This window comes from Chromobacterium rhizoryzae, assembly GCF_020544465.1.
Lineage (GTDB): Bacteria > Pseudomonadota > Gammaproteobacteria > Burkholderiales > Chromobacteriaceae > Chromobacterium.
Genome location: NZ_CP066126.1, coordinates 1,119,462 through 1,141,931, shown reverse-complemented (window position 1 = coordinate 1,141,931; position 22,470 = coordinate 1,119,462). Strand labels below are relative to the sequence as shown.

Below are 22,470 nucleotides of genomic sequence, written 5' to 3'. Positions count from 1 at the left end.
GCCGGTCCTTACTCCCCCTGCAGAATCCGGTACTCGGCCAGCGCCAGTTGCTCCGGCGTGCCCAGCAACACCAGCGCGTCGCCCTGCTCCACCTCGAAACTGTCGTCGAAATCGGTTCGTCGCACCCGCTGACGGCGGATCGCCTTCAATTCCACGCCCAAATCCCCCAGATGCAGATTGGCCAACGGCTGGCCCACCGCCGCCGCTCCGGTGCAGACCTGAATGCTCTGCAGCCGCGGCACCAAGGCCTCGTCCATGCCCTCGCCCTCGTCGCTGACGCCGCGGAAGAAGCCGCGGAACAGGCCGTAGCGCTCCTCGCGCACCGCGCGGATGCGGCGCACCACCCGGCTCGGCGGCACGCCGACCACCAGCAGCGCCTGCGAAGCCAACATCAGGCTGCCCTCCATCACCTCGGCCACCACCTCGTCGGCGCCGGCGTGGCGCAGCTGATCCATATCGCTGTCGTCCACCGTGCGCACGATCACCGGCAGCCCCGGCCGCGCATGCTCCACCGAACTCAAAATACGCAAGGCCGCGTGGGTGTCGGCGAAGGTCACCACCACCGCCTTGGCACGCATCAGGCCGGCCGCCACCAGCACTTCGTGCTTGCCGGCGTCGCCGAACACCACCGGATCGCCGGCCTCGCCGGCCTCGCGCACCCGCTCCGGGTCCATGTCCAGCGCGAAGAACGGGATCTCCTCCGCCTCCAGCAAGCGCGCCAGCGCCTGACCGCTGCGGCCATAGCCGCAGATCACCACGTGGTCGCTCTTGGACATGCTCTCCACCAGCATATGGTGCAGGTCCAGCGCCTGGAACATCCAGTCCTGCTTGATCAGGCGGCGGGTGATCTTGTCCCCGTACAGGATCAGGAAGGGCGCGATCAGCATCGAGATCAGAATCGCGGCGATCGCCGCCTGAGCGGTGCCGGCCGGCACCAGATGCAGGTTCAAGGCCAGCGCCAGCAGCACAAAGCCGAACTCGCCGCCCTGGGCCAGGGCCAGCGCGGCGCGCATGGATTCATTGGACTTGTGGCGGAAGCCGCGCGCCACGCCGAACACCACCGCCACCTTGATCGGCAGCAGCAGGGTCAGCATCAGCAGCACTTCGCCGAAACGCTCGAACAACACCGTCAGTTCCAGCTTCATGCCCACGGTGACGAAGAAGAAGCCCAGCAGAATGTCGCGGAACGGCCGGATGTCCTCCTCCACCTGATAGCGGTATTCGGTTTCCGAAATCAACATGCCGGCGACGAAGGCGCCCAAGGCCAGCGACAGGCCGGACAGCTCGGTCAGCCAGGCCACGCCCAGCGTCACCAGCAGCACATTGATCATGAACAGCTCGCCCGAGCGCTGGCGCGCCACCAGATGGAACCACGGCCGCAGCAGGCGCTGGCCGAAGAACAGCAGCAAGGCCAGCACCACCACCACCTTCAGCGCCGCCAGGCCCAGGTCCATCCACAAGGTGTCGCTGCCGCCGGCGAAGGCCGGGAACAGAATCAGCAAGGGGACCACCGCGATGTCCTGGAACAACAACACGCCAATGGCCAGCTGGCCATGGGCCTGGTTCAGCTCCAGACGCTCGTTCAGCAATTTGCTGACGATGGCGGTGGACGACATCGCCAGCGCGCCGCCGACGGCGAAACCGGTCAGCGGACTGCCGCTGAGCCAGCCCACCGCCAGACCCACCAGCAACATGGTGGCCGCCACCTGACCGAAGCCGACGCCGAACACCAGCTGCCGCATCGCGCGCAACTTGGGCAGGGAAAACTCCAGGCCGATGGAGAACATCATGAAGACAATGCCGATCTCGCCGAGAAAGGCGGTTTCCTCGCCTTGCGGAATCAGATTCATCACGCCGGGGCCGGCCAGAAAGCCCACCACCAGATAACCGAGCATGGCCGGCACTTTCAGGCTGCGGCACAAGGTCACCGACAACACCGCGGCCAGCAGAACCAAGACGATAGGGGCTAGTGACGAATGCATCGCGCGGCGGGGCTCCTGAAGCGAGAGAAAGGAAAAAGACTGCAATTTTTAACACATGCCAAGCAAAAGATGCACCAGCCTGCGTTCAGCGATTATAACCTTTGATATACTTTCGAATTATGGAAAAAGTACAAGCTCCGTCCCGGCTCCAATTGGCCCGGGAAGTCCTGCAGATAGAGTCCGAAGCCCTCACCGCGCTGTCGCGCAGTCTAAACGGCGACTTTCTCGCCGCCGTGGACCTGATCCTGGCCAGCGCCGGCCGTCTGGTGATCACCGGCATGGGCAAGTCCGGCCACGTGGCGCGCAAGATCGCCGCCACGCTGGCCAGCACCGGCACGCCGGCCTTCTTCGTTCACCCTGGCGAGGCCGCCCACGGCGATCTGGGCATGATCACCGCCCAGGACATCGTGCTGGCGCTGTCCAACTCCGGCGAAAGCGACGAAATCATCGCCCTGCTGCCGGCCTTGAAGCGCAAGGGCGTGCGCTTGATCTGCATGACCGGACGCGAAAGCTCCACCATGGCGCAGGAGGCCGACATCCACCTGGACGCCCGCGTGGAGAAGGAAGCCTGCCCGCTGGGCCTGGCCCCCACCACCAGCACCACGGTGCAGATGGCGCTGGGCGACGCGCTGGCGGTCACGCTGATGGACGCGCGCGGCTTCGGCCAGGGCGATTTCGCGCTGTCGCATCCGGGCGGCAGCCTGGGGCGCAAGCTGCTGGTCCACGTTTCCGACATCATGCACAGCGGCGAGGAATTGCCGCGGGTGGCGCCGGGCACGCCGCTGAAGGACGCCTTGCTGGAACTGTCCCGCAAGCGCCTGGGCATGCTGGCCGTCTGCGCCGCCGACGACGCCCTGCTGGGCGTCTACACCGACGGCGACCTGCGCCGCACGCTGGAACGTTCCGCCAACCTTTACGATCTGACCATCGATCAGGTGATGAGCCGCTCGCCGCGCACCATCAGCCCCAAAAAGCTGGCCACCGAGGCGGTGTTCCTGATGGAGCAGAACAAGATCACCAGCCTGCTGGTCGTAGATGAAAGCAACAAATTGATAGGCGCGCTGCATCTGCACGATCTATTCAAGGCCGGCGTGATCTGAGTCGCCGGCATTAGCAAGGACAAGCATGCAAAGCATTTTTGAGCAGGCCCGCAAGGTCAAGCTGCTGATCATGGACGTGGACGGCGTGATGACCGACGGCCGCATCTACTACAACGCCCACGGCGAAGAAAGCAAATCCTTCAATGTGCAGGACGGCCTGGGCCTGCGCCTGCTGCAATCCACCGGGGTCCAGCTGGCCATCATCTCCGGCCGCGCCGACCGCTGCGTCGAGCATCGCGCCCAGGCGCTGCACATCGACCACTACTACGGCGGCGTGCACGACAAGAAACTGGCCTTGGGCGAACTGCTGGAACTCACCGGCCTGACGGCCGAGGAATGCGCCTTCATCGGCGACGATCTGATCGACCTGCCCATCATCACCCGCGTCGGCCTGGCCGTCGCGGTGCCGGAAGCGCCGGCTCTGGTGCGCCAGCGCGCCCACTACGTGACCGGCTGCTCCGGCGGCAAGGGCGCGGTGCGCGAGCTGGCCGAGCTGATCATGCAGGCCCAGGGTTCCTTCGACGCCATCCTGGCCAGGTATCTGGCATGATCCGCCTGCTGCGCTCCCACCGCCTGTTCCCGCTGCTGCTGGTGGGCCTGACCGGCCTGTTGACCGTGTGGCTGGACCAGGTCTCGCGCTGGGACAGCAACCGCCGCGAACTGGACCCGGACAAGCCCGAGTACGTGGCCGAACACCTGATCGCCACCCGCTTCGACCCGCAAGGCAAGCTCTACGAGCGGCTGATCGCCTCGCGCATGTGGCAATACCCGGGCAAGGACGACGCCTTCTTCGAAAACCCCGAGCTCTACCAGTACCAGCAAGGCGCGCTGCAATACCAGTTGATCGGCGACGTCGGCCGTTACAACAACAAGACCCAGCAAGCCTATTTCGACAAGAAGGCGACCATGATCCAGCCCGCCGCCGCGGACAAGCCGGAGACCAAGGTCGTCACCAGCGCCATGCATGTCGACACCGGCAAGAAAATCGCCCGCTCCGCCGCGCCCACCGTATTCTTTCAGGGCAAATCGCACGGCAACTCCGTGGGCTTCGTCTACCAGCAACAGACAGGTTTGTTGAACCTGCTGTCTCACACCAAGATCATTTATGAAAAATAAGCTCCGTCTCCTGCTGGCCGGCCTGGCGCTGGCCGCCGCCTCCGTCGCCCACGCCGAACAGGCCGACCGCACCAAGCCGATGGAAATCACCAGCGACAACGGCTGCACCATGGACCAGATCAAGGGCGTGTCCACTTGCGAAGGCAATGTGGTGATCATCCAGGGCACCTTGCGGCTCAACGCCGACAAAGTCGTCGCCACCCAGGACAAGCAAGGCAACCAGACCCTGGTGGCCACCGGCCGCATCGTCACCTTCCGCCAGAAAATGGACGGCAAGAACGAATGGGTGGAAGGCCAGTCCAGCCGCCTCGACTACAGCAGCGCGGCCAACCTCGCGGTGCTGACCGGCAACGCCCGGGTCAAGCGCGAAGGCGACCTGGTGGTGGGCAATGTGATCACCTACAACACCCAGAACGAAACCTACCAAGTGACCGGCGGCACCGCCACCGGCCCCAACAAGGGCCGCGTCACCGTGATCCTGCAGCCCAAGAACACCGCCTCCCAGCCGGCGACGGTCAAACCCGCCAGCGGAGCCGCCAAATGACGCAAAGCGTGCTCAAGGTGGAGCGCCTGCGCAAGCGCTTCAAGAAACGCACCGTGGTCAAGGACGTGGCGCTGGAAATCGCCAGCGGCGAAGTGGTGGGCCTGCTCGGCCCCAACGGCGCCGGCAAGACCACCAGCTTCTACATGATCGTCGGCCTGATCGGCGCCGACGACGGCGAGATTCGCCTGGACGATCAGGTGATCACCCACTACCCCATCCACCAGCGCGCGCGCCTGGGCCTCGGCTATCTGCCGCAGGAAGCTTCCATCTTCCGCCGCATGACGGTGGAGGAGAACATCGCCGCCATCCTGGAAGTGTCCGGCCTCAAAGGCAAGGAACTGGACAAGGAACTGGACCTGCTGCTGGACGACCTCAATATCGGCCACCTGCGCGACAGCAGCGCGCTGTCGCTGTCCGGCGGCGAACGCCGCCGCGTGGAGATCGCCCGCGTGCTGGCCACCCGGCCGCGCTTCATCCTGCTGGACGAACCCTTCGCCGGCGTCGATCCGATCGCGGTGATCGACATCCAGAAAATCATCTCCTTCCTGAAGGAACGCGGCATCGGCGTGCTGATCACCGACCACAATGTGCGCGAAACCCTGCGCATCTGCGACCGCGCCTACATCATCAGCGAAGGCTCGGTGCTCGCCTCCGGCGAGCCGGAAGAACTGGTCAACAACGAGAAGGTGCGCGAAGTTTACCTTGGCGAACACTTCCACCTGTAAGCGATGAAACAGACACTTCAGCTCAAGGTATCGCAGCAGCTGACCCTGACGCCGCAGCTGCAGCAATCGATCAAGCTGCTGCAGATGTCCACCCTCGACCTGCAGACCGAAGTCGAGCGCTTCTTGCTGGACAATCCCTTGCTGGAGCGCGGCGACGAAGCGCCGCAGGGCGAAGCGCCGGACGCCGCCGCCCAGGAACCGGAGGCCCCGGCGGAAAGCCGCGACGACGCCTCCGGCGACGACGGCGAACGCGGCGCGGAGACCGGCGAACTGAGCGACTGGGGCAGCGGCGGACGCCGCGGCGACGGCGACGACGAGCTGGACCCGATGCTGAACGTGCCCTGTCCTATCAGCCTGCGCGAGCACCTGCTGGCGCAGTTGGGTGAAGTGGCGCTGCCTACGCGCGATCAGGCCATCGTCCAGCTGCTGATTGAAGAGCTGGACGACGACGGCTATCTGGGCCAGACGCTGGAAGACATCGCCAGCCACCTGCCGCTGGAACTGGAAATCGAGGCCGACGAGCTGATGATAGGCCTGCGCCTGCTGCAGCAGTTCGACCCGCCCGGCGTCGGCGCGCGCTCCTTGCCGGAAGCGCTGGCGCTGCAATTGCAGCGGCTGGACCCGGACGAGCCGCAGCGCGGCCTGGCGCTGGCCATCGTCCGCGACCACCTGGCCTTGCTGGGCAACCGCGACTACACCCGGCTGAAAAAACAGCTGGGCGTGGACGACGCCGCACTGCGCGCCGCCCAGGCGCTGATCGCCCGCCTCAACCCCCGCCCCACCGCCGGTTTCGGCGCCAGCGACACCCAGTACGTGATCCCCGACGTCTCGGTCAGAAAACGCAAGGGACGCTGGGTGGCCTCCCTCAACGGCGGCGCCGTGCCTCGCTTGCGCGTCAACCAGATGTACGCGCGACTGCTGGCGGAAAACCGCGGCGGCAACGGCGAAATGTCCTCGCGGCTGCAGGAGGCCAAATGGCTGGTGAAGAACATCCAGCAGCGATTTGACACTATCCTGAAAGTGGCGGAAGCTATCGTTGAACGGCAGCAATCGTTCTTTGAACACGGCGAAGTGGCCATGCGCCCGCTGATTCTGCGCGACATCGCGGACGAGCTGGGCCTGCATGAATCCACGGTGTCCCGGGTCACCACCCAGAAATACCTGCTCTGCCCGCGCGGCCTGTTCGAGCTCAAGTATTTCTTCGGCAGCGCGCTGGAAACCGACAGCGGCGGCGAGTGCTCCGCCACCGCGATCAAGGCCCACATCCGCAGCCTGATCGACGCCGAATCGCCGAGCAAACCGCTGTCCGACAGCGCCCTGGTCGAAGCGCTGGCCAAACAGGGAATACAAGTTGCCAGACGCACGATAGCCAAGTATCGTGAAGCCATGCAGATACCGCCGGTCAACCAGCGCAAGACGCTGTGACCCAGGCGGCGGAATACAGCGATCCGGCCGACCCGACCGGACTGTCAACACCAGAAGGAGCTAGGGTATGAACCTCAAAGTAACTGGACTGCATCTGGAAGTAACTCCCGCCCTGCGCGAATACGTTGAAACCAAAATGGAGCGCGTTACTCGACATGTCGACCATGTGATCGACATTTCCGTTACTCTGTCTGTTGATAAACTGGTGCAAAAGGCCGAAGTCAACGTGCATCTGTCCGGCAAGGACATCCACGTGGAAGCCACCGAATCCGATATGTACGCCGCCATCGATCTGCTGATCGACAAGCTGGACCGTCAAGTGCTGAAACACAAGGAAAAGCAGTCTGAACACCGTGCTCCGGCGCCTGAAGCCAGCCTGTAATCCCTTGAATTGGAAGGCGGGGGCCTGCGGGTTCCCGCTTTTCTTTGCACTTGCCCGTTTTCAGTACTATCAAGGCAACGTAGAATTGCCGGGTTTTTCTCAGCCGCATGCATAATCCAATATGAACCTCATCGGCAAAATCCTGACACCCGAACACGTCCTGCTGGATCTGGACGTCGCCAGCAAGAAGCGCGTGTTCGAGCAAGTCGGCCTCTTGGTTGAAAATACCCGGGGCATCGCGCGCAGCGAAATCTTCGATTGCCTGTTCGCCCGCGAAAAGCTCGGCTCCACCGGCCTTGGCCAGGGAGTGGCGATTCCGCACGGCCGCGCGCGCGGCCTCAAGGACGCGATGGGCGTGTTCATCCGTCTGAAGACCCCGATTCCCTTCGACGCGCCCGACGGCAAGCCGGTGCAGTGCCTGTTCGTGCTGCTGGTGCCGGAACAGGCCACGGACCTGCACCTGCAAGTGCTGTCCGAACTGGCGCAGCTGTTCTCCAGCCGCCAGATGCGCGAGCAGATGCTGGGCATCCCCCTGCGCGACGAGCTCTATCAGCTGCTCAATAATTGGGTGCCCAATGCCTAGCATCAGCGTCCGCCGGCTGTACCAGGAAAACCAGCAGAAGCTCAACCTGACCTGGGTCGCAGGCACCGGCGGCGCCGACAATATGATAGGCAACGACGAACAGCGCCCCACGCAGGCGCTGGTCGGCCACCTCAATTTCATCCACCCCAACCGGGTCCAGGTGCTGGGCCTCGCCGAGGTGGACTACCTGAACCGGCTGGAACAGTCCGCCGCCAAGACCGCGCTGGACCAGCTGTTCCACAAGAGCATGTCGGTGGTGATGGTGGCCAACGACCAGCCGGTGCCCAAGCTGCTGCGCGACTACTGCCACACCCACAACGTCCCGCTGATGACCACCAAGCTGGAAAGCCCCTACCTGATGGATGTGCTGCGCATCTATCTGGCGCGGGCGCTGGCGGTGTCCACCGTGCTGCACGGCGTCTTCCTCGACGTGTTCGAGATCGGTGTGCTGATCATGGGCGATTCGGCGATGGGCAAGAGCGAGCTGGCGCTGGAACTGATTTCCCGCGGCCACGGCATGGTGGCTGACGACGCGGTGGAGCTGTACCGCATCGGCCCCGACACGCTGGAAGGCCGCTGCCCGCCCTTGCTGCGCGACTTCCTGGAAGTGCGCGGCCTGGGCATCCTCAACATCCGCACCATCTTCGGCGAAACCGCCGTGCGGCCGAAGAAGGTGCTGCGGCTGATCATCCACCTGGTCAAGGCCAACGACCAGGCGATGCAGGCGCTGGACCGCCTCAACATCCAGTCGGAAACCCAGGACATCATCGGCGTCACCATCCGCAAAGTGGTGCTGCCGGTGGCCGCCGGCCGCAACCTGGCGGTGCTGGTGGAGGCCGCGGTGCGCAACTACATCCTGCAGCTGCGCGGCATAGACAGCACCCGCGAATTCATCGAACGCCACACCAACTTCCTCAGAGACCAGGAAAATGCGCCTGATATTGATTAGCGGCCTGTCCGGTTCCGGCAAGTCGGTGGCGCTGCGCGCGCTGGAAGACGCCGGCTTCTACTGCGTGGACAATCTGCCGGCCACCATGCTGCACGAGGCGATGTCGCTGTACGCCGACTACGGCTACGAACAGATCGCCATCAGCGTGGACACCCGCTCCGGCCCGTCGCTGGGCGCCTTGCCGGCGGAAATGGAAAAGCTGCGGGCTCAGCATGTGGACGTGCGCCTGCTGTTCCTGGAAGCCACGCCCGCCACCCTGGTCAAGCGCTTCTCCGAAACCCGCCGCCGCCACCCGCTGTCCGGCGCCGACGTCACGGTGGAGGAAAGCATTCTGCTGGAACAGGACATGCTGGCCGAGATCATGGAACTGGGCACCCGCATCGACACCAGCGAGCTGTCCGCCAACGCGCTGCGCAGCTGGGTGCGCGAGCTGGTGGACGCCGACAGCAGCCGGCTGACCCTGATCTTCGAATCCTTCGGCTTCAAGCACGGCCTGCCGCGGGACGCCGACTTCGTTTTCGACGTCCGCTGCCTGCCCAATCCCTATTACGACCCGCAGCTGCGCCCGTTCACCGGCCGCGACCAGCCCATCATCGACTTCTTCCAGCAAACGCCGGAAGTGCAGCAGATGGTGGACGACATCCAGCAGCTGGTCAGCAAATGGCTGCCCTGTTTCAGCATGGAAAACCGCAGCTATCTGACCGTCGCCGTCGGCTGTACCGGCGGTCAGCACCGCTCGGTCTACATCACGGAACGCCTTGCCCGCCTGTTCGCCGCCGAACAGGTGCTGGTGCGCCATCGCCAGCTCTACCGCCAGAACTGAACGCATTCGGGCCGCCCGCCTACAGGAGACATTCATGCGCCCGATCCAAACCGTCACCGTCGCCCTGACCGGCGCCTCCGGACTGCCCTACGGCCTGCGGCTGATCGATTGCCTGATCGCCGCCGGCGTCCGCGTCTGGGTGCTGTATTCGCAGGCCGCGCAAGTGGTGGCCAAACAGGAAATGGACCTGACCCTGCCCTCGCGCCCGGCCGAAGCCCGGCAATGGCTGATGCAACGCAGCGGCGCGCGCGACGGCCAGCTGGCGGTCTTCGGTCGCGAAGAGTGGTTCGCGCCGGTGGCGTCCGGCTCCAACCCGGCCGACGCCATGGTGGTCTGCCCGTGCTCGATGGGCACGCTGGCCGCCATCGCCCAGGGCAGCAGCGACAATCTGATCGAACGCGCCGCCGACGTCAGCATCAAGGAACAGCGCAAGCTGGTGCTGGTGCCGCGCGAGGCGCCGTTCTCCGCCATCCATCTGGAAAACATGCTCAAGCTGGCTCGTCTCGGCGTTGTCATCCTGCCGCCGTCTCCGGGGTTCTATACTCATCCCAAGACCGTGGACGATATGATCGACTTCGTGGTGGCGCGAATTCTGGATCAGCTCCGCATCGACAATCAATTGACGCCGCGCTGGGGCGAGCCCGCCCCGGACCGCCCCGCGGCCCCCTAGCCAGCCGCCGCGCCGCTTGCGGCCCGGTCAAAGAGGAACCTTGGGATGCCGACACAAGACCAAAGCATTCTCAGCCTGGACGCCTTGCGCCAACTGGAGCGCCAAGCCACCGACGCCGGCTACAACCTGATGCAGCGCGCGGCGATGGCCACCGCGGACTGGGTCAGCCACCACCTGCCCAGCGCGTCCCGGCTGTTGATTTGCGCCGGCCCCGGCAATAACGGCGGCGACGCGCTGTACGCGGCGCTGGAACTGATGCGCCGTCGTTTCCGCGTCGACGTGCTGGTGCCCACCCAGCCCACTAGCCCCGCCACCTCGGAAGCCCTGCATGAGCTGGAGCAGGCCCAGGGCCATGTGATGTTCGATCTGCCGCGCGACTACCGCGCGCCGCAACTGGTCATAGACGGCCTGTTCGGCGTGGGCCTGAGCCGGGACTTCGACCTGGAATGGACCACGCTGATCGACCGCATCAACCAATTGGGCAGCCCCATCCTGGCGCTGGACTGCCCCAGCGGCCTGGACGCCTATACCGGCGTGCCGGCCAACACCGCGATCCAGGCCAGCCACACCCTGACCTTTTTGTGCCAGAAGCCCGGCCTGTTCAGCGCCTCCGGCGCCGATCTGGCCGGCAATGTGGAACTGGAACTGCTGGACTGCCCGCCCAGGCTGATCCCCGCGGCGGACGGCAGCATCAACCAGCCGGACGTCCGCGCGCTGCTGCGGCCGCGCAACAGCCACAAGGGCCTGTTCGGCACTGTCTGCGTGATAGGCGGCGCGCCGGGCATGCTGGGCGCGGCGCTGCTGGCCGGCCGCAGCGCCTTGGCCTGCGGCGCCGGCAAAGTCCATGTCTGCCCGCTGGACGACCGGCTGCCGGTGGACCCGGTGGTGCCGGAACTGATGATTTCCGCGCTGGACGAAGCGGCCGGCCTGCCCGAGGCCGACGTGCTGGCCGTCGGCCCCGGCCTGGGCCAGCAAGAACGGGCCGGCCGCCTGCTGGACCAAGTCATCCAGCTGCCGCAGGCGCTGGTATTGGACGCCGACGCGCTGAACCTGCTGGCCAACGACCACGCCGCCGCCGCCCTGATCGCCAAACGCCAGGCCGGCACCGTGCTGACCCCGCATCCGGCGGAAGCCGCTCGCCTGCTGGGACAAAGCACCGAGACGGTGCAAAAGGACAGGCTGATGGCCGCGCGCCGGCTGGCCAACCACTTCAACTGCGTGGTGGTGCTCAAGGGCGCCGGCAGCCTGATCGTCGGCCCGGACGGCTTCTACCATCTGAACACCAGCGGCGGCCCGGCGCTGGCGGTGGCCGGCCAGGGCGACGTCCTGACCGGCATCATCGCCGCGCTGCTGGCCCAGCGCATGGAGCCGTTCGAAGCCGCCAGCCTGGCCGTGCACATCCATGGCCTGGCCGGCGACGATTTCGAAATGGAAACCGGCGGCCCCATCGGCCTGTCCGCCTCCGACACCGCCTGGCGCGCCAGCCTGATGCTGAACCGCCTGATCCAGGAACGCGCGCAGGAACAGGCCACCTAGATCCAAGACCCCGCAAGCCCCCGGGGAAATCCATTTGCATTAGAATGGGTCATCGGCGCGCGGGCCGGCGGCATGGCCGTCCCGCGGCCCCTCATCCGTCACCCTGGGGATTACCTTGCAGTCACAATCTAAAGCTTACGCCTACGGACTCGCCGCCGTCCTGGCCTGGTCCACGGTGGCCAGCGCCTTCAAGATCAGTCTCGCCCACCTTAGCCCGGCCCAGTTGGTGCTCTATGCCAGCGCCGCCTCTCTCTTCTGCCTGCTGGGCTTGCTCGCCGTCCAGGGCAGGCTGCCGGAGCTCGCCCCGGCCCTGCGCCGCCACTGGCGCGCCTCGCTGATCTTCGGCGCCGTCAATCCGGCGCTGTATTATCTGATTCTGTTCCAGGCCTACGCGCTGCTGCCCGCGCAGGAGGCCCAGGCCATCAACTACACCTGGGCCTTGACCATGAGCTTGCTGGCGGTGCCGCTGCTCAAACAAAAGCTGCAGCGCCGCGACATCGCCGCCGCGCTGGTCTGCTATCTGGGCGTGCTGGTGATCGGCACCCGCGGCCAGGTGCTGGAACTGCGCTTTTCCGACTCGCTGGGCGTGGCGCTGGCGCTGGCCTCCACCCTGCTGTGGGCCGGCTACTGGATTTTCAACGCCCGCGACGCGCGCGAGCCGGTGATAGGCCTGACGCTCAATTTCGCCTTCTCGCTGCCGCTGAGCCTGGCCTGGTGCGCCTATACCGGACAGCTGGGCCCGGTGGCCTGGCAGGGCCTGGCCGGCGCCGCCTATGTCGGCGCCTTCGAGATGGGCTTCACCTTTGTCCTGTGGCTGACGGCGATGAAGCTGACGCCGAGCACCGCCCGCATCGCCAACCTGATTTTCCTGTCGCCGCTGCTGTCGCTGGCGCTGATTCATTTCCTGATCGGAGAGGCCATCCTGCCCTCCACCCTGGTCGGTCTGGGCCTGATCCTGAGCGGGCTGGCGCTGCAAAAACTGGCCCCGCGCGCCAAGCCCGCCGCGGCGCTGAGCGCCGACGGCGGCGGCTAGCTCCGCGCGCATCCGGATTTGGTATTCGCGCCAGAACTGCCTAGGATTCAGTGTGGGCACTTGGAACTGTGAACATAATGAAAAGCATAAAAACCAAATTGATGTTCTGGTTGATGGCCTGGATCACCGCCATTCTGGGGACGACGGGCCTGTTTTCCTATTTGCACAACCAGGAACGCAATGAGGCCGATTACCAATCCCAACGCGCCGCGGTCAAAGCCCGCCTGGCGATGTCGCTGCCGCACAGCGTCTGGCAGCTGGACGATGAAAACGTCAGGCTGACGCTGGACAGCGAGCTGAGCTGGCCGTCCATCATCGCCATCAGCGTCAAGGGGGAGTCCGGGCTCAGCCTGGGCCGCAGCCATGACAGCGACGGCAGCATCCGCGACATGCCACCGTCGGAGGAGCCGCGCTCCGACGACATGCTCAACATTCCCATCGTCTACCAGGGCAAGGAGCACTTGGGCAACGCCACCGTCTATCTGTCGCGCCAGGCGCTGGCCAAGCATCAGCGCGACCAGTTGATCGAACTGTCCGCCCAGATCCTGCTGCTGGACGTGATGATCTTCATGATCATGTCCTTCAATCTGCAACGCTTCCTGTTCCAGCCGCTGGCGCGGCTGCAGCAGGCCTTGAACACCGCCATCCGCGCGCCGGACGCCAGCGGCGCCCAGGTCACCCACGTCGCCGACGACGAGATCGGCGGCATCGTCAACGGCTTCAACCGCATCGTGGCGCGCACCGCCGGCGATCTGGCCAAGCGCACCGAGGCCGAAGCGGTGGCCCGCGCCGAGCGCGACCGCGCGGAAGAAGCTTACCGCCAGTTGATGGAAGCGCAGCAAACCCTGGTGGAAACCGAGAAGATGGCCTCGCTGGGCAGCCTGGTGGCCGGCGTCGCCCACGAGATCAACACCCCGGTGGGCATCACGCTGACCACCGCCTCCCATCTGGGCACCGCCACCAGCCACATCATAGAAAAGGTGGACGGCGGCACCGTCAAGAAAAGCGACTTCCAGGCTTATCTGGACACCGCCAAGGAATGCAGCGATCTGATCCTGTCCAACGCCGAGCGCGCGGCCAACCTGATCCACAGCTTCAAGCAGGTGGCGGTGGATCAGACCAGCGAGGCGCGGCGCAGCTTCCAGTTGCAGGATTATCTGAACGAGGTGATCACCAGCCTGAAGCCGCGCTTCAAGCACGCCAACACCACCATCAGCGTGCAGTGCGAGGAAGACATCCTGCTGGACAGCTATCCGGGCTCCTTCGCCCAGGTGGTCACCAATCTGATGGTCAACTCCCTGGTGCACGGCTTTGAAAACCGCAGCAGCGGCAAAATCTTGATCGAGGCCAGGCGCAACAATCCGCATTACATCACGCTGACGCTCAGCGACGACGGCAAGGGCATTCCGCCGGAAAACCTGAGCCGCGTGTTCGACCCCTTCTTCACCACCCGCCGCGGCAGCGGCGGCAGCGGTCTTGGGCTCAACATCGTCTACAACATCGTACGGCAACGCCTGGGCGGGTCGATCGAGGTGCACAGCGAAGTGAATAAAGGCACCACCTTCACCATCACCATGCCCTGCTCCGCCCCGGTCAATCAGAGCAAGGAGAACATAGCATGAGCGACATCACCAACCAGGAAGACGACTGGCTGCTGGACGATGATGACGCTCCATCTGCGTCTTCCCCAGCCTCCGCCGCCGGCGACGGCCGCCACCCGTGGAAAATCCTGATCGTCGACGATGAGAAGGACGTGCACACCGCCACCCGCATCGCGCTGCGCAACATCCGCTACAAAGAACGGCCGCTGGAACTGCTCAGCGCCCACTCCGGCAAGGAAGCCTACGAAGTGGTGCGCCAGCATCCGGACATCGCGCTGATCATGCTGGACGTGGTAATGGAGAGCGAGGACGCCGGCCTGAAGCTGGTGCACCAGATCCGCCAGGACCTGAAGAACGGCCTGGTGCGCATCGTGCTGCGCACCGGCCAGCCCGGACAGGCGCCGGAGCAGGAAGTCATCCTCAACTACGATATCAACGACTACAAGACCAAGACCGAACTGACGGTGCAAAAGCTGTTCACCACCATCATCTCCTCGCTGCGCGCCTACGAAAACCTGCTGTCGCTGGAGAAAAACCGCCAAGGCCTGTCCAAGATCCTGGAAAGCGCGTCCGACCTGTACCAGCTGTATTCGCTGCGCGAGTTCGCCTCCGGCGTGCTGCGCCAGATCAGCGCGCTGCTGGACATCGGCAGCGACGGCATCCTCTGCGTGCGCAACGACAGCAGCAACGGCCGGCCGGAACTGGAAATCCTGGCCGCCTCCGGCAATTACGAACCGCTGGGGCAAAGCGGCGACCTGAGCCCCTTCCCCGAGCTGGAGCAGGTGATCCTGCGTTCCTTCGCCGAGAAGCGCAGCATCTACCAACACCCCTACGACGTGCTCTACATCACCTCGCGCAACGGCCGCGAGTTCATCATCCACTTCACCCCGCAATGGCCGCTGGAAGAAGTGGAGCGCGACCTGCTCGACGTGTTCTGCCAACGCATTTCCGCCGCTTACGACAATCTCTACCTCTACAGCCAGCTGCGCAGCGCGCAGGAGGCCACGGTGGTGGCGCTGGCGGATCTGGCGGAATTCCGCGACACCGACACCGGCAATCACGTGCTGCGCGTGCAGCGGCTGACCGACGCCATCGCCGGGCAGATGCGGGACAACGGCGCTTATCCGGAACTGATGGGCAAGGAGTTCATGGACATGGTGGGCATGGCCAGCATCCTGCACGATGTCGGCAAGGTGGGCACGCCGGACCACATCCTGTTCAAGCCGGGCAAGCTGGACCCGGACGAGCGGGTGATCATGGAGCAGCACGCCACCATAGGCGCGCAGATTCTGGCCAGATCGGCCAGCATGGTGGAGGGGATGAGTTATCTGTCCCTGGGCTCGGAAATCGCCGGCGGCCACCACGAACACTTCGACGGCAACGGCTACCCCAGGAAGCAGAAAGCGCACGAAATCCCGCTGTCGGCGCGCATCGTCGCGGTGGTGGACGTATTCGACGCCCTGCTCAACAAACGGCCCTACAAGGAGCCGTGGACGCTGCACGACACCATGGAATACATTTCCGGCCGCTCCGGCAGCCAGTTCGATCCGGAAGTGGTGCGCGCGCTGGAAACCCTGGTCAAGGAGCGCCGGCTGCAGGACTTGCCGGACGCCTGAGCGAGCGCCAGCGTCCACGCCTCAATAAAACAGGGCGAAAGCAGCGTTTGCGCTGGTTTCGCCCTTCTTCTTCGTCCCGCCGCGGCGCGGAGGACTTCAAGCCTCGGCTCAGGCCACGTAGAACAACACGCTGACAAACTGGCAGACGCTGCCGCCCAGCACGAACAAATGCCAGATGCCGTGGCCGTGGCGGATTTTCTCGTCGTTGAGAAACCAATAGATGCCGACGCTGTACAGAATCCCGCCCAAGGCCAGCCAGAACAGGCCGCCGCTGGGCAAGGACTCGATCAAGGGCGGCAAGGCCACCAGCACCAGCCAGCCCATCACCACGTAAAGAATCATCGACAGCAAACGGGTGCGCCGGCCCAGGGTCAGTTCCTGGATGATGCCGAACACGGCCAGGCCCCAGCTGACGCCGAACAGGCTCCAGCCCCAGGCGCCGCGCAAAGTCACCAACGCGAACGGCGTGTAGCTGCCGGCGATCAGCAGATAGATCGCCGAATGGTCGCACTTCTGCAGCACCGCCTTGGCGCGGCCGCGGAAGCTGTGATACAGCGTGGAAATCAGATACAAGGCCACCAGCGTGGCGCCGTACAGGCTGAAGCTGACCACCTTCCAGGGGTCGCCCTCGCGCGCGGCCATGGTCACCAGCACCACCAGGCCGGTAATGGCCAGCAAAGTGCCGATCAAATGGGAAATCCCGTTGAAACGTTCCCCGTGATACATAGGTATTATCCTTGCGCCGGCATCGCGCCGGCTTGACGCACAAAAACTTTTGGAGCCGCTCGCGGGCTCCGGGTTCAATTGTCCGCCTGTTGCCGCCGCCGCGCCAGCCCTTTCTCTACACGTCAAAAGAAAAGCGGGCCATAAGGCCCGCTTGTCTTCTTGGAGAACCCGGAACAGGTTCTCAGGCGCCCAGCGCCTTCAGCACCTCGTCGCGCACCACTTCCACCGCGCGGGTGCCGTCGATCTTGACGTATTTCGGCGCCTTGGCGTCGCCGCTGGCGGCGCGCTCGCCGTAGAAGCCCACCAGCACCGCGGTCTGTTCGTGGTAAACCGACAAACGCTTCTTCACGGTTTCTTCGCGGTCGTCGTCGCGCTGGACCAGCTCTTCGCCGGTCACATCGTCCTTGCCGGCCACTTTGGGCGGGTTGAAGCTGATGTGGTAGGTGCGGCCGGAGGCCATGTGCACGCGGCGGCCGGCCATGCGCTCGACGATGGCCGCGTCCGGCACGTCGATCTCCACCACGTAATCGATGTCCACGCCGGCGGCGATCATCGCCTCGGCTTGCGGAATGGTGCGCGGGAAGCCGTCGAACAGGAAACCGTTGGCGCAATCCGCGTCGGCGATGCGCTCCTTGACCAGGCCGATGATGATGTCGTCGCGCACCAGGCCGCCGGCGTCCATAATCGCCTTGGCTTCCAGGCCCAGCGGCGTGCCGGCCTTGACCGCGGCGCGCAGCATGTCGCCGGTGGAGATTTGCGGGATGCCGAATTTTTCCTTGATGAAATTGGCCTGGGTGCCTTTGCCGGCGCCAGGCGCCCCCAACAGGATCAGTCGCATGAAGATCGCTCCGTCAATTTGAATAAGATGATTTGATATCGAAATCCGGGCCGCGCCGACGCGGCCCGGCTTATGAGTTCCGTCCGGCGCCCAGCAAGCGGCGCACCCGCTCCAGGTCCTCCGGCGTATCCACGCCGGCCGGCGGCGCGGACTCGACCACCGCCACCTTGATGGCGAAGCCGTGCCACAACACCCGCAACTGCTCCAGCGCTTCGAAACGCTCCAGCGGCGCCGGTTCCAAACGGTTATAGGTCTTCAGAAAACCCGCCTGATAGGCGTACATGCCGATATGCCGCAGCACCGGTAGGTCCGCGGGCAGCGCGCTCGCATCCTGTGCGAAGGCGTCGCGGGCATAGGGAATCGGCGCGCGGCTGAAATACAATGCGCGGCCGGCGTGGTCCAGCACCGTCTTGACCACATTGGGATTGAACATGTCGGCGGCGTCGCGGAACGGATGCGCCAGCGTCGCCACCGGCGCGTCGCCGGCGGCCAGGAGCGCCGCCAGCTGATCGATCAGCGCCGGATCGATCAGCGGCTCGTCGCCCTGGACATTGACCACGATCTCATCGTCGGCCAGGTTCAAGACCTGCGCCACTTCGGCCAGCCGGTCCGTGCCGCTGGCGTGGTCGGCGCGCGTCATCAACGCCTCGACGCCGTGAGCGCGACAAGCGTCCAGCACATCGGCGTGGTCGGTGGCCACGATCACCCGCGTCGCGCCGCTCTTGGCCGCCTGCTCGGCGACCCGCGCCACCATGGGCTTGCCGGCGAGATCGGCCAGCGGCTTGCCCGGCAAGCGGCTGGACGCCAGACGCGCCGGGATCACCACGCAAAAGCCGCGGCTCATTTTATTTCTTCTTCCGGCGCCAGCTCGCGGGCTTCGGCTTCCAGCATCATCGGGATGCCGTCCTTGATCGGGTAAGCCAGTCGGTCGCCCTTGCAGACCAGTTCCTGCTTGGCCTTGTCGAAAACCAGCGGGCCCTTGCACAGCGGGCACACCAGAATATCCAGGAATTTAGCGTCCATGTTTTATCTTCAGTCGATCCAGAATCCAAGCGCTCAGATCAGGCTCCAACTCCGCCTGAACCGGCAAAACCCATAGTCTAGCACGCTGCGCTGCATCATGAATCACCCGCCGCAGCTTGACCGCGTCCTTGCTGGTGACGATCACCGCGTCCATGTCGGCCGGCAGGTCCGCCGCGGCGAACTGATGATGGTCGGGCCAGGCCAGGCAAAGCTCAGGCCGCAGGCCCAGGCCGGCCAGCGTGTCGAAGAAGCGCTGCGGGTGGCCGATGCCGGCCATCGCCGCCAGCCTCAGCCCGGCGAAATCCGCCGCCGCCCGCGTCTCCTCGGGCCGGTCCAGCCGCTGCAGCGCGGCCGGACGCAAACGCATGGCAAAACGCCGCGGCCCGGCCGGCAAGGCCAGGCCGGCGGCGTCGCCGCCGTTGATCACCACCGCGCCGACGGAGCGCAGCCTAGACCACGGCTCGCGCAGCGGACCGGCCGGCAGCAGCCGCCCGTTGCCGCCCCCGCGCGCGCCGTCCAGCACCACGATCTCCAGATCGCGGCTTAAGCGGTAATGCTGCAGACCGTCGTCGGTCAGTATCAATTCCAAATCGGGATGCAGCGCCAGCAGATGACGGCCGGCGGCGACCCGGTCGCGCCCCACCACCACCGGCGCGCCGGCGGCGGCCAGCAAGAGCGGCTCGTCGCCCACTTCTTCCGGCGAGCTGTCCGGCCGCACCAGCGTGGGCTGGCGGTGGCTGCCGCCGTAACCGCGGCTGATCACCCCCGCCTTGACGCCGCCTTGTTGCAAATCGCGCAACAGGGCCAGGGTCAGCGGCGTCTTGCCGACGCCGCCCACATTGATGTTGCCGATCACCGCCACCGGCGCGGCCAGGCGCTCGGCGCGCAGCCAGCCGCGGCGGTAAGCCAGCCGCCTGGTCGCCGCCGACAGGGCAAACAGCCCTTCCAGCGGAGCCAGAAGGGCCGTCAGCCACCAGCGCGGCCGATACCATTGCCGTTCTATCCAATGCATGCGGCTATTGCGAACGGGTGGCGAAGGTCAGCTGGTTCAGACCGGCCTCGCGCGCCGCCTCCATCACCGTCACCACCGATTGGTGGGTGGCTTTGGCGTCGGCGTTGACGATGACGATCACATCGCTCTTGCCCGCGGCGTCGTCCTTCAGCTTGCTCAACAGCGCCGCCTTGTCGCCGGCGGCCAGCTTGGCCTCGCCCACCGCCATTTCGCCGTTGGCGGCCACCGCCACGGTGATTTCCGACGACTTGGTCTTGGCCTGCTCGCCCTGGGCGGCCGGCAGATTGATCTTGAGTTCGGCGAACTTGGAATAAGTGGTGGTGACCATCAGGAAGATCAGGATCACCAGCAGCACGTCGATCAGGGGAATGAAGTTGATCTCGGGCTCTTCGCGGCTGCGGCCTCGGCGGAAATTCATGCTCAACCCCCGTTTTTACGCTCGCCGTGCAGCACTTCCACCAGCTTGACCGCTTGGGACTCCATCTCCACCAGCAGGCCGTCCACCTTGGAGCGGAAATGGCGATAGAACATCATGCTGGGAATGGCGACGATCAGGCCGAAGGCGGTGTTGTACAGCGCGATGGAAATGCCGTGCGCCAATGCTTGCGGGTTGTTGCCCGCCGGCGACTGCGAACCGAAGATCTCGATCATGCCGATCACCGTGCCCAGCAGGCCCAGCAAGGGCGCCATCGCGGCGATGGTGCCCAGCGTGGTCAGCAAGCGCTCCAGTTGATGCGCCACCACGCGGCCCTCGTCCTCGATCGCTTCCTTCATCACTTCGCGATTGCCGCCGACATTGCGCAGGCCGGCGCAGAACAGGCGGCCCAGCGGCGAATGCTCCTGCAGCTTGCGCAACAGCTCTTCGCTGGCGCCGGCGCGGCGGTACTCCTGCAAAGCCTGCCCCAGCAGGCCCTCCGGCGCCACGCTGCTCTTCCTCAGGCTGAACAAGCGTTCAAAGATAATCGCCAGCGACACGACCGAGGCGGCGATGATGGTCCAGATCGGCCAGCCGGCCGCTTCAATGATTGACCACACGAGGAGGTTCTCCGAAAAACGATTGCAAACGCTGAACTTTAGCGGCATCCATGCCGGTTCAGCAACCGGCTCCGCTGCGCGCCGCCGCCGCCGCGCCCTCAAACAGGCGCTTAGCGGCGAAAACTACGCAGAGTTGTCAACAAAGCCGTCTAAACCCATCTTTTATAAAGGCTTTCGAATGCCGGCCCCATTTCATCGGCGTCGCTCGAAACTCAAGCCGGCGAAAGCCGCGCCAGGCAAGGCTTTCAACCCAGACTATCAAGATCCGCGCCATGATTGGAGGCTGCCGCTTTTTTAACCTTTGCCAGCAAAAGCCAAGCCCCGGCAAGCGATCCACACAGTTATCCACAAGGTTATTCAGCCGCCGCTGTGGATAATTGCCGCGCCTCAATCGCGCAGCGAAATCACCCGCCAGCCCTCTTGCTCGGCGTGGGCGCGCAGGGTGTCGTCCGGGTCCACCGCCACCGGATGGTCCACCAGCTTCAGCAAGGGCAGGTCATTGTGCGAGTCGCTGTAGAAAAAGCTCTGGCCGTAGCTGTCCATGCTCAGGCCGCGCTCGTCCAGCCACTGCTGCAAACGGGTGATCTTGCCCTGCTGAAAGCTGGGCACGCCGCTGACGCGGCCGGTGAAGCGGCCCTGCTCGTCTTCCTCCAGCTCGATGGCGATCAGATGCTCCACGCCCAGCTCGCGGGCGATAGGCCCGGTAATGAAGCGGTTGGTGGCGGTGATGATGATGATCTCGTCGCCCTGGGCCGCGTGCGCGGCCAGCAAATCGCGCGCCTTGCGGGTGATGATGGGCTTGATGTGCTGTTCCAGGTAGTCGGCGTGCAAGGCGTCCAGTTCGGCGCGGCTGAAACGCTTCAAGGGCTCCAGCGCGAACACCAGGTATTCGTGGATGTCCAGCGTGCCCTGCTGATACTGCCGGTAGAAATAATTGTTGCGCTCGTCGTAATGCGCCTGCTCCAGAATGCCACGCTGGATCAGGAAGCGCGGCCATTCGAAATCGGAATCGCCGGCGATCAGGGTGTGGTCTAGGTCGAACAGCGCCAGATTGCGCAATGCAGAAGTGTCGGTCATGGTTCCGGGCTTGCGGTTTGCAAAACGTTTTTCACCAGCGGCACGGTGATCGGCCGCCTCATGGCCAGAGAATAGCGGTCCAATATGTCAATCATGCCGATCAGGCTGGACAGGTCGCGCCGCCAATGGGTCAGCAGGTAGCGGTAGACATCGTCCGGAATCGACAGCTGGCGGCTGGCGGCGTGGCTGCGCAAGGCGGCCAGCTTGTCCTCGTCCGACAGCGCCTTGACTTCGAACACCAGGCCCCAGCCCAGGCGGGTGCGCAGATCGTCGCGCACCGCCAAGGCCATCGGCGGCTGGCGGCCGGCCATCAACAGCCGCGACTCCCCGCTCTCTTTCAGCGAGTTGTAGAAGGAAAACAGAGTGATCTGGTCGTCCGGCGCCAGGTCGTCGACATGGTCGACGGCGATGAAGCTGGCTTCGCGCGCGAAGTCCGGCAGATGCTCGGTCTTGCCGTCCAGATAGATGGAGGCGCGCCCCAGCCGCTCGGCGTGGGCGATCCAGGCCTGCAACAGATGCGTCTTGCCGCAGCCGGGCTCGCCCCACAGATAGATGAAGCGCTCGCCGGCCTCGGCCGTCAGCGCGGTAATCACCTCGCGGTTGCGTTCGGCCAGGAAATTGTCGAAGGCCGGCAAGGGGGTGGGCGTCAAATCAAGTATTAACTGGTCCAAGTG

Annotated in this window: 26 protein-coding genes; 16 read left to right on the top strand and 10 right to left on the bottom strand. The window is 64.9% G+C overall.

The window, feature by feature from the left end; genetic code table 11:
• Positions 1-8 precede the first annotated feature (8 nt).
• Positions 9-1,982: a cation:proton antiporter domain-containing protein gene (locus tag JC616_RS05190; protein ID WP_227107060.1), complete on the bottom strand. Its 1,974-nt coding sequence runs from the start codon at positions 1,980-1,982 to the stop codon at positions 9-11.
• Between the two features lie 119 nt (positions 1,983-2,101).
• On the opposite strand from JC616_RS05190, the gene JC616_RS05185 reads away from it, so the two are divergent.
• The 15 genes from JC616_RS05185 to JC616_RS05115 all read left to right on the top strand — a co-directional run bounded on the left by JC616_RS05185 (position 2,102) and on the right by JC616_RS05115 (position 16,085).
• Entirely contained in the window at positions 2,102-3,082 is a 981-nt protein-coding gene (locus tag JC616_RS05185) for a KpsF/GutQ family sugar-phosphate isomerase (RefSeq protein WP_227107058.1), read from the top strand.
• Positions 3,083-3,107: 25 nt separating this feature from the next.
• On the top strand, positions 3,108-3,632 hold the full coding sequence (locus tag JC616_RS05180) for a KdsC family phosphatase (RefSeq protein ID WP_107798247.1): 525 nt from the start codon (positions 3,108-3,110) through the stop codon (positions 3,630-3,632).
• Positions 3,629-4,198, top strand: a complete 570-nt coding sequence (gene lptC, locus JC616_RS05175) for an LPS export ABC transporter periplasmic protein LptC (RefSeq protein ID WP_107798246.1) — start codon at positions 3,629-3,631, stop codon at positions 4,196-4,198. The genes JC616_RS05180 and lptC overlap by 4 nt, the downstream gene beginning before the upstream one ends.
• Positions 4,188-4,742, top strand: coding sequence for a lipopolysaccharide transport periplasmic protein LptA (gene lptA / locus JC616_RS05170; RefSeq protein ID WP_227107057.1), 555 nt, complete (start codon positions 4,188-4,190; stop codon positions 4,740-4,742). Before lptC ends, lptA begins: the two co-directional genes overlap by 11 nt.
• On the top strand, positions 4,739-5,467 hold the full coding sequence (gene lptB, locus JC616_RS05165) for an LPS export ABC transporter ATP-binding protein (RefSeq protein WP_227107056.1): 729 nt from the start codon (positions 4,739-4,741) through the stop codon (positions 5,465-5,467). The genes lptA and lptB overlap by 4 nt, the downstream gene beginning before the upstream one ends.
• Before the next feature lie 3 nt (positions 5,468-5,470).
• Positions 5,471-6,892 (top strand): RNA polymerase factor sigma-54, encoded by a 1,422-nt coding sequence (locus tag JC616_RS05160; RefSeq protein ID WP_227107055.1) that lies wholly within the window; start codon positions 5,471-5,473, stop codon positions 6,890-6,892.
• Positions 6,893-6,959: 67 nt separating this feature from the next.
• Positions 6,960-7,274 carry a ribosome hibernation-promoting factor, HPF/YfiA family gene (gene hpf, locus JC616_RS05155; protein ID WP_019104259.1) on the top strand — a complete coding sequence of 105 codons (315 nt, stop codon included), beginning with the start codon at positions 6,960-6,962 and terminating at the stop codon, positions 7,272-7,274.
• A gap of 121 nt (positions 7,275-7,395) precedes the next feature.
• Positions 7,396-7,857 (top strand): PTS IIA-like nitrogen regulatory protein PtsN, encoded by a 462-nt coding sequence (gene ptsN, locus JC616_RS05150; RefSeq protein ID WP_107798242.1) that lies wholly within the window; start codon positions 7,396-7,398, stop codon positions 7,855-7,857.
• Complete coding sequence (gene hprK / locus JC616_RS05145) at positions 7,850-8,806, top strand: HPr(Ser) kinase/phosphatase (protein ID WP_019104261.1); 957 nt, start codon at positions 7,850-7,852, stop codon at positions 8,804-8,806. Before ptsN ends, hprK begins: the two co-directional genes overlap by 8 nt.
• Positions 8,787-9,629: an RNase adapter RapZ gene (gene rapZ / locus JC616_RS05140; RefSeq protein ID WP_107798241.1), complete on the top strand. Its 843-nt coding sequence runs from the start codon at positions 8,787-8,789 to the stop codon at positions 9,627-9,629. Before hprK ends, rapZ begins: the two co-directional genes overlap by 20 nt.
• A gap of 34 nt (positions 9,630-9,663) precedes the next feature.
• Positions 9,664-10,299 (top strand): flavin prenyltransferase UbiX, encoded by a 636-nt coding sequence (locus JC616_RS05135; protein ID WP_107798240.1) that lies wholly within the window; start codon positions 9,664-9,666, stop codon positions 10,297-10,299.
• Positions 10,300-10,344: 45 nt separating this feature from the next.
• Positions 10,345-11,835, top strand: a complete 1,491-nt coding sequence (locus tag JC616_RS05130; protein WP_227107054.1) for an NAD(P)H-hydrate dehydratase — start codon at positions 10,345-10,347, stop codon at positions 11,833-11,835.
• 115 nt (positions 11,836-11,950) lie between these two features.
• Positions 11,951-12,868 carry a DMT family transporter gene (locus tag JC616_RS05125; RefSeq protein ID WP_107798238.1) on the top strand — a complete coding sequence of 306 codons (918 nt, stop codon included), beginning with the start codon at positions 11,951-11,953 and terminating at the stop codon, positions 12,866-12,868.
• Positions 12,869-12,945: 77 nt separating this feature from the next.
• Positions 12,946-14,490 (top strand): sensor histidine kinase, encoded by a 1,545-nt coding sequence (locus tag JC616_RS05120; RefSeq protein ID WP_107798237.1) that lies wholly within the window; start codon positions 12,946-12,948, stop codon positions 14,488-14,490.
• Entirely contained in the window at positions 14,487-16,085 is a 1,599-nt protein-coding gene (locus tag JC616_RS05115) for a DUF3369 domain-containing protein (protein WP_107798236.1), read from the top strand. The genes JC616_RS05120 and JC616_RS05115 overlap by 4 nt, the downstream gene beginning before the upstream one ends.
• Positions 16,086-16,193: 108 nt before the next feature.
• Here the strand turns inward: JC616_RS05115 and trhA are convergent, their stop codons facing one another.
• The 7 genes from trhA to JC616_RS05080 all read right to left on the bottom strand — a co-directional run bounded on the left by trhA (position 16,194) and on the right by JC616_RS05080 (position 20,719).
• A complete protein-coding gene (gene trhA / locus JC616_RS05110) occupies positions 16,194-16,811 on the bottom strand; it encodes a PAQR family membrane homeostasis protein TrhA (RefSeq protein ID WP_019100472.1) in 618 nt (205 codons plus the stop codon).
• Between the two features lie 181 nt (positions 16,812-16,992).
• On the bottom strand, positions 16,993-17,649 hold the full coding sequence (gene adk, locus JC616_RS05105) for an adenylate kinase (RefSeq protein WP_107798235.1): 657 nt from the start codon (positions 17,647-17,649) through the stop codon (positions 16,993-16,995).
• Between the two features lie 70 nt (positions 17,650-17,719).
• Complete coding sequence (gene kdsB, locus JC616_RS05100; RefSeq protein ID WP_227107053.1) at positions 17,720-18,493, bottom strand: 3-deoxy-manno-octulosonate cytidylyltransferase; 774 nt, start codon at positions 18,491-18,493, stop codon at positions 17,720-17,722.
• Positions 18,490-18,672: a Trm112 family protein gene (locus tag JC616_RS05095; protein ID WP_048408720.1), complete on the bottom strand. Its 183-nt coding sequence runs from the start codon at positions 18,670-18,672 to the stop codon at positions 18,490-18,492. The genes kdsB and JC616_RS05095 overlap by 4 nt, the downstream gene beginning before the upstream one ends.
• Positions 18,662-19,684, bottom strand: a complete 1,023-nt coding sequence (lpxK, locus tag JC616_RS05090) for a tetraacyldisaccharide 4'-kinase (RefSeq protein ID WP_107798233.1) — start codon at positions 19,682-19,684, stop codon at positions 18,662-18,664. The genes JC616_RS05095 and lpxK overlap by 11 nt, the downstream gene beginning before the upstream one ends.
• 4 nt (positions 19,685-19,688) lie before the next feature.
• Positions 19,689-20,102: an ExbD/TolR family protein gene (locus tag JC616_RS05085; protein ID WP_107798232.1), complete on the bottom strand. Its 414-nt coding sequence runs from the start codon at positions 20,100-20,102 to the stop codon at positions 19,689-19,691.
• A 2-nt stretch (positions 20,103-20,104) separates the two neighbouring features.
• The gene (locus JC616_RS05080; protein WP_107798231.1) at positions 20,105-20,719 is read right to left on the bottom strand and encodes a MotA/TolQ/ExbB proton channel family protein; all 615 of its coding nucleotides are present in this window, start codon (positions 20,717-20,719) and stop codon (positions 20,105-20,107) included.
• 22 nt (positions 20,720-20,741) lie between these two features.
• Between JC616_RS05080 and JC616_RS05075 the strand changes: the two genes are divergently transcribed.
• A complete protein-coding gene (locus JC616_RS05075; RefSeq protein ID WP_227107052.1) occupies positions 20,742-21,017 on the top strand; it encodes a hypothetical protein in 276 nt (91 codons plus the stop codon).
• A gap of 89 nt (positions 21,018-21,106) precedes the next feature.
• Here the strand turns inward: JC616_RS05075 and JC616_RS05070 are convergent, their stop codons facing one another.
• Positions 21,107-21,796, bottom strand: a complete 690-nt coding sequence (locus tag JC616_RS05070) for a histidinol-phosphatase (RefSeq protein WP_107798230.1) — start codon at positions 21,794-21,796, stop codon at positions 21,107-21,109.
• On the bottom strand, positions 21,793-22,467 hold the full coding sequence (gene hda, locus JC616_RS05065) for a DnaA regulatory inactivator Hda (protein ID WP_043591991.1): 675 nt from the start codon (positions 22,465-22,467) through the stop codon (positions 21,793-21,795). Before hda ends, JC616_RS05070 begins: the two co-directional genes overlap by 4 nt.
• Positions 22,468-22,470 lie beyond the last annotated feature (3 nt).

Coding starts and splice junctions, on each gene's coding strand:
- JC616_RS05190 (WP_227107060.1), bottom strand. CDS start 1,982: ATGCATTCGTCACTAGCCCCTATCGTCTTGGTTCTGCTGGCCGCGGTG.
- JC616_RS05185 (WP_227107058.1), top strand. CDS start 2,102: ATGGAAAAAGTACAAGCTCCGTCCCGGCTCCAATTGGCCCGGGAAGTC.
- JC616_RS05180 (WP_107798247.1), top strand. CDS start 3,108: ATGCAAAGCATTTTTGAGCAGGCCCGCAAGGTCAAGCTGCTGATCATG.
- lptC (WP_107798246.1), top strand. CDS start 3,629: ATGATCCGCCTGCTGCGCTCCCACCGCCTGTTCCCGCTGCTGCTGGTG.
- lptA (WP_227107057.1), top strand. CDS start 4,188: ATGAAAAATAAGCTCCGTCTCCTGCTGGCCGGCCTGGCGCTGGCCGCC.
- lptB (WP_227107056.1), top strand. CDS start 4,739: ATGACGCAAAGCGTGCTCAAGGTGGAGCGCCTGCGCAAGCGCTTCAAG.
- JC616_RS05160 (WP_227107055.1), top strand. CDS start 5,471: ATGAAACAGACACTTCAGCTCAAGGTATCGCAGCAGCTGACCCTGACG.
- hpf (WP_019104259.1), top strand. CDS start 6,960: ATGAACCTCAAAGTAACTGGACTGCATCTGGAAGTAACTCCCGCCCTG.
- ptsN (WP_107798242.1), top strand. CDS start 7,396: ATGAACCTCATCGGCAAAATCCTGACACCCGAACACGTCCTGCTGGAT.
- hprK (WP_019104261.1), top strand. CDS start 7,850: ATGCCTAGCATCAGCGTCCGCCGGCTGTACCAGGAAAACCAGCAGAAG.
- rapZ (WP_107798241.1), top strand. CDS start 8,787: ATGCGCCTGATATTGATTAGCGGCCTGTCCGGTTCCGGCAAGTCGGTG.
- JC616_RS05135 (WP_107798240.1), top strand. CDS start 9,664: ATGCGCCCGATCCAAACCGTCACCGTCGCCCTGACCGGCGCCTCCGGA.
- JC616_RS05130 (WP_227107054.1), top strand. CDS start 10,345: ATGCCGACACAAGACCAAAGCATTCTCAGCCTGGACGCCTTGCGCCAA.
- JC616_RS05120 (WP_107798237.1), top strand. CDS start 12,946: ATGAAAAGCATAAAAACCAAATTGATGTTCTGGTTGATGGCCTGGATC.
- JC616_RS05115 (WP_107798236.1), top strand. CDS start 14,487: ATGAGCGACATCACCAACCAGGAAGACGACTGGCTGCTGGACGATGAT.
- trhA (WP_019100472.1), bottom strand. CDS start 16,811: ATGTATCACGGGGAACGTTTCAACGGGATTTCCCATTTGATCGGCACT.
- adk (WP_107798235.1), bottom strand. CDS start 17,649: ATGCGACTGATCCTGTTGGGGGCGCCTGGCGCCGGCAAAGGCACCCAG.
- kdsB (WP_227107053.1), bottom strand. CDS start 18,493: ATGAGCCGCGGCTTTTGCGTGGTGATCCCGGCGCGTCTGGCGTCCAGC.
- JC616_RS05095 (WP_048408720.1), bottom strand. CDS start 18,672: ATGGACGCTAAATTCCTGGATATTCTGGTGTGCCCGCTGTGCAAGGGC.
- lpxK (WP_107798233.1), bottom strand. CDS start 19,684: ATGCATTGGATAGAACGGCAATGGTATCGGCCGCGCTGGTGGCTGACG.
- JC616_RS05085 (WP_107798232.1), bottom strand. CDS start 20,102: ATGAATTTCCGCCGAGGCCGCAGCCGCGAAGAGCCCGAGATCAACTTC.
- JC616_RS05070 (WP_107798230.1), bottom strand. CDS start 21,796: ATGACCGACACTTCTGCATTGCGCAATCTGGCGCTGTTCGACCTAGAC.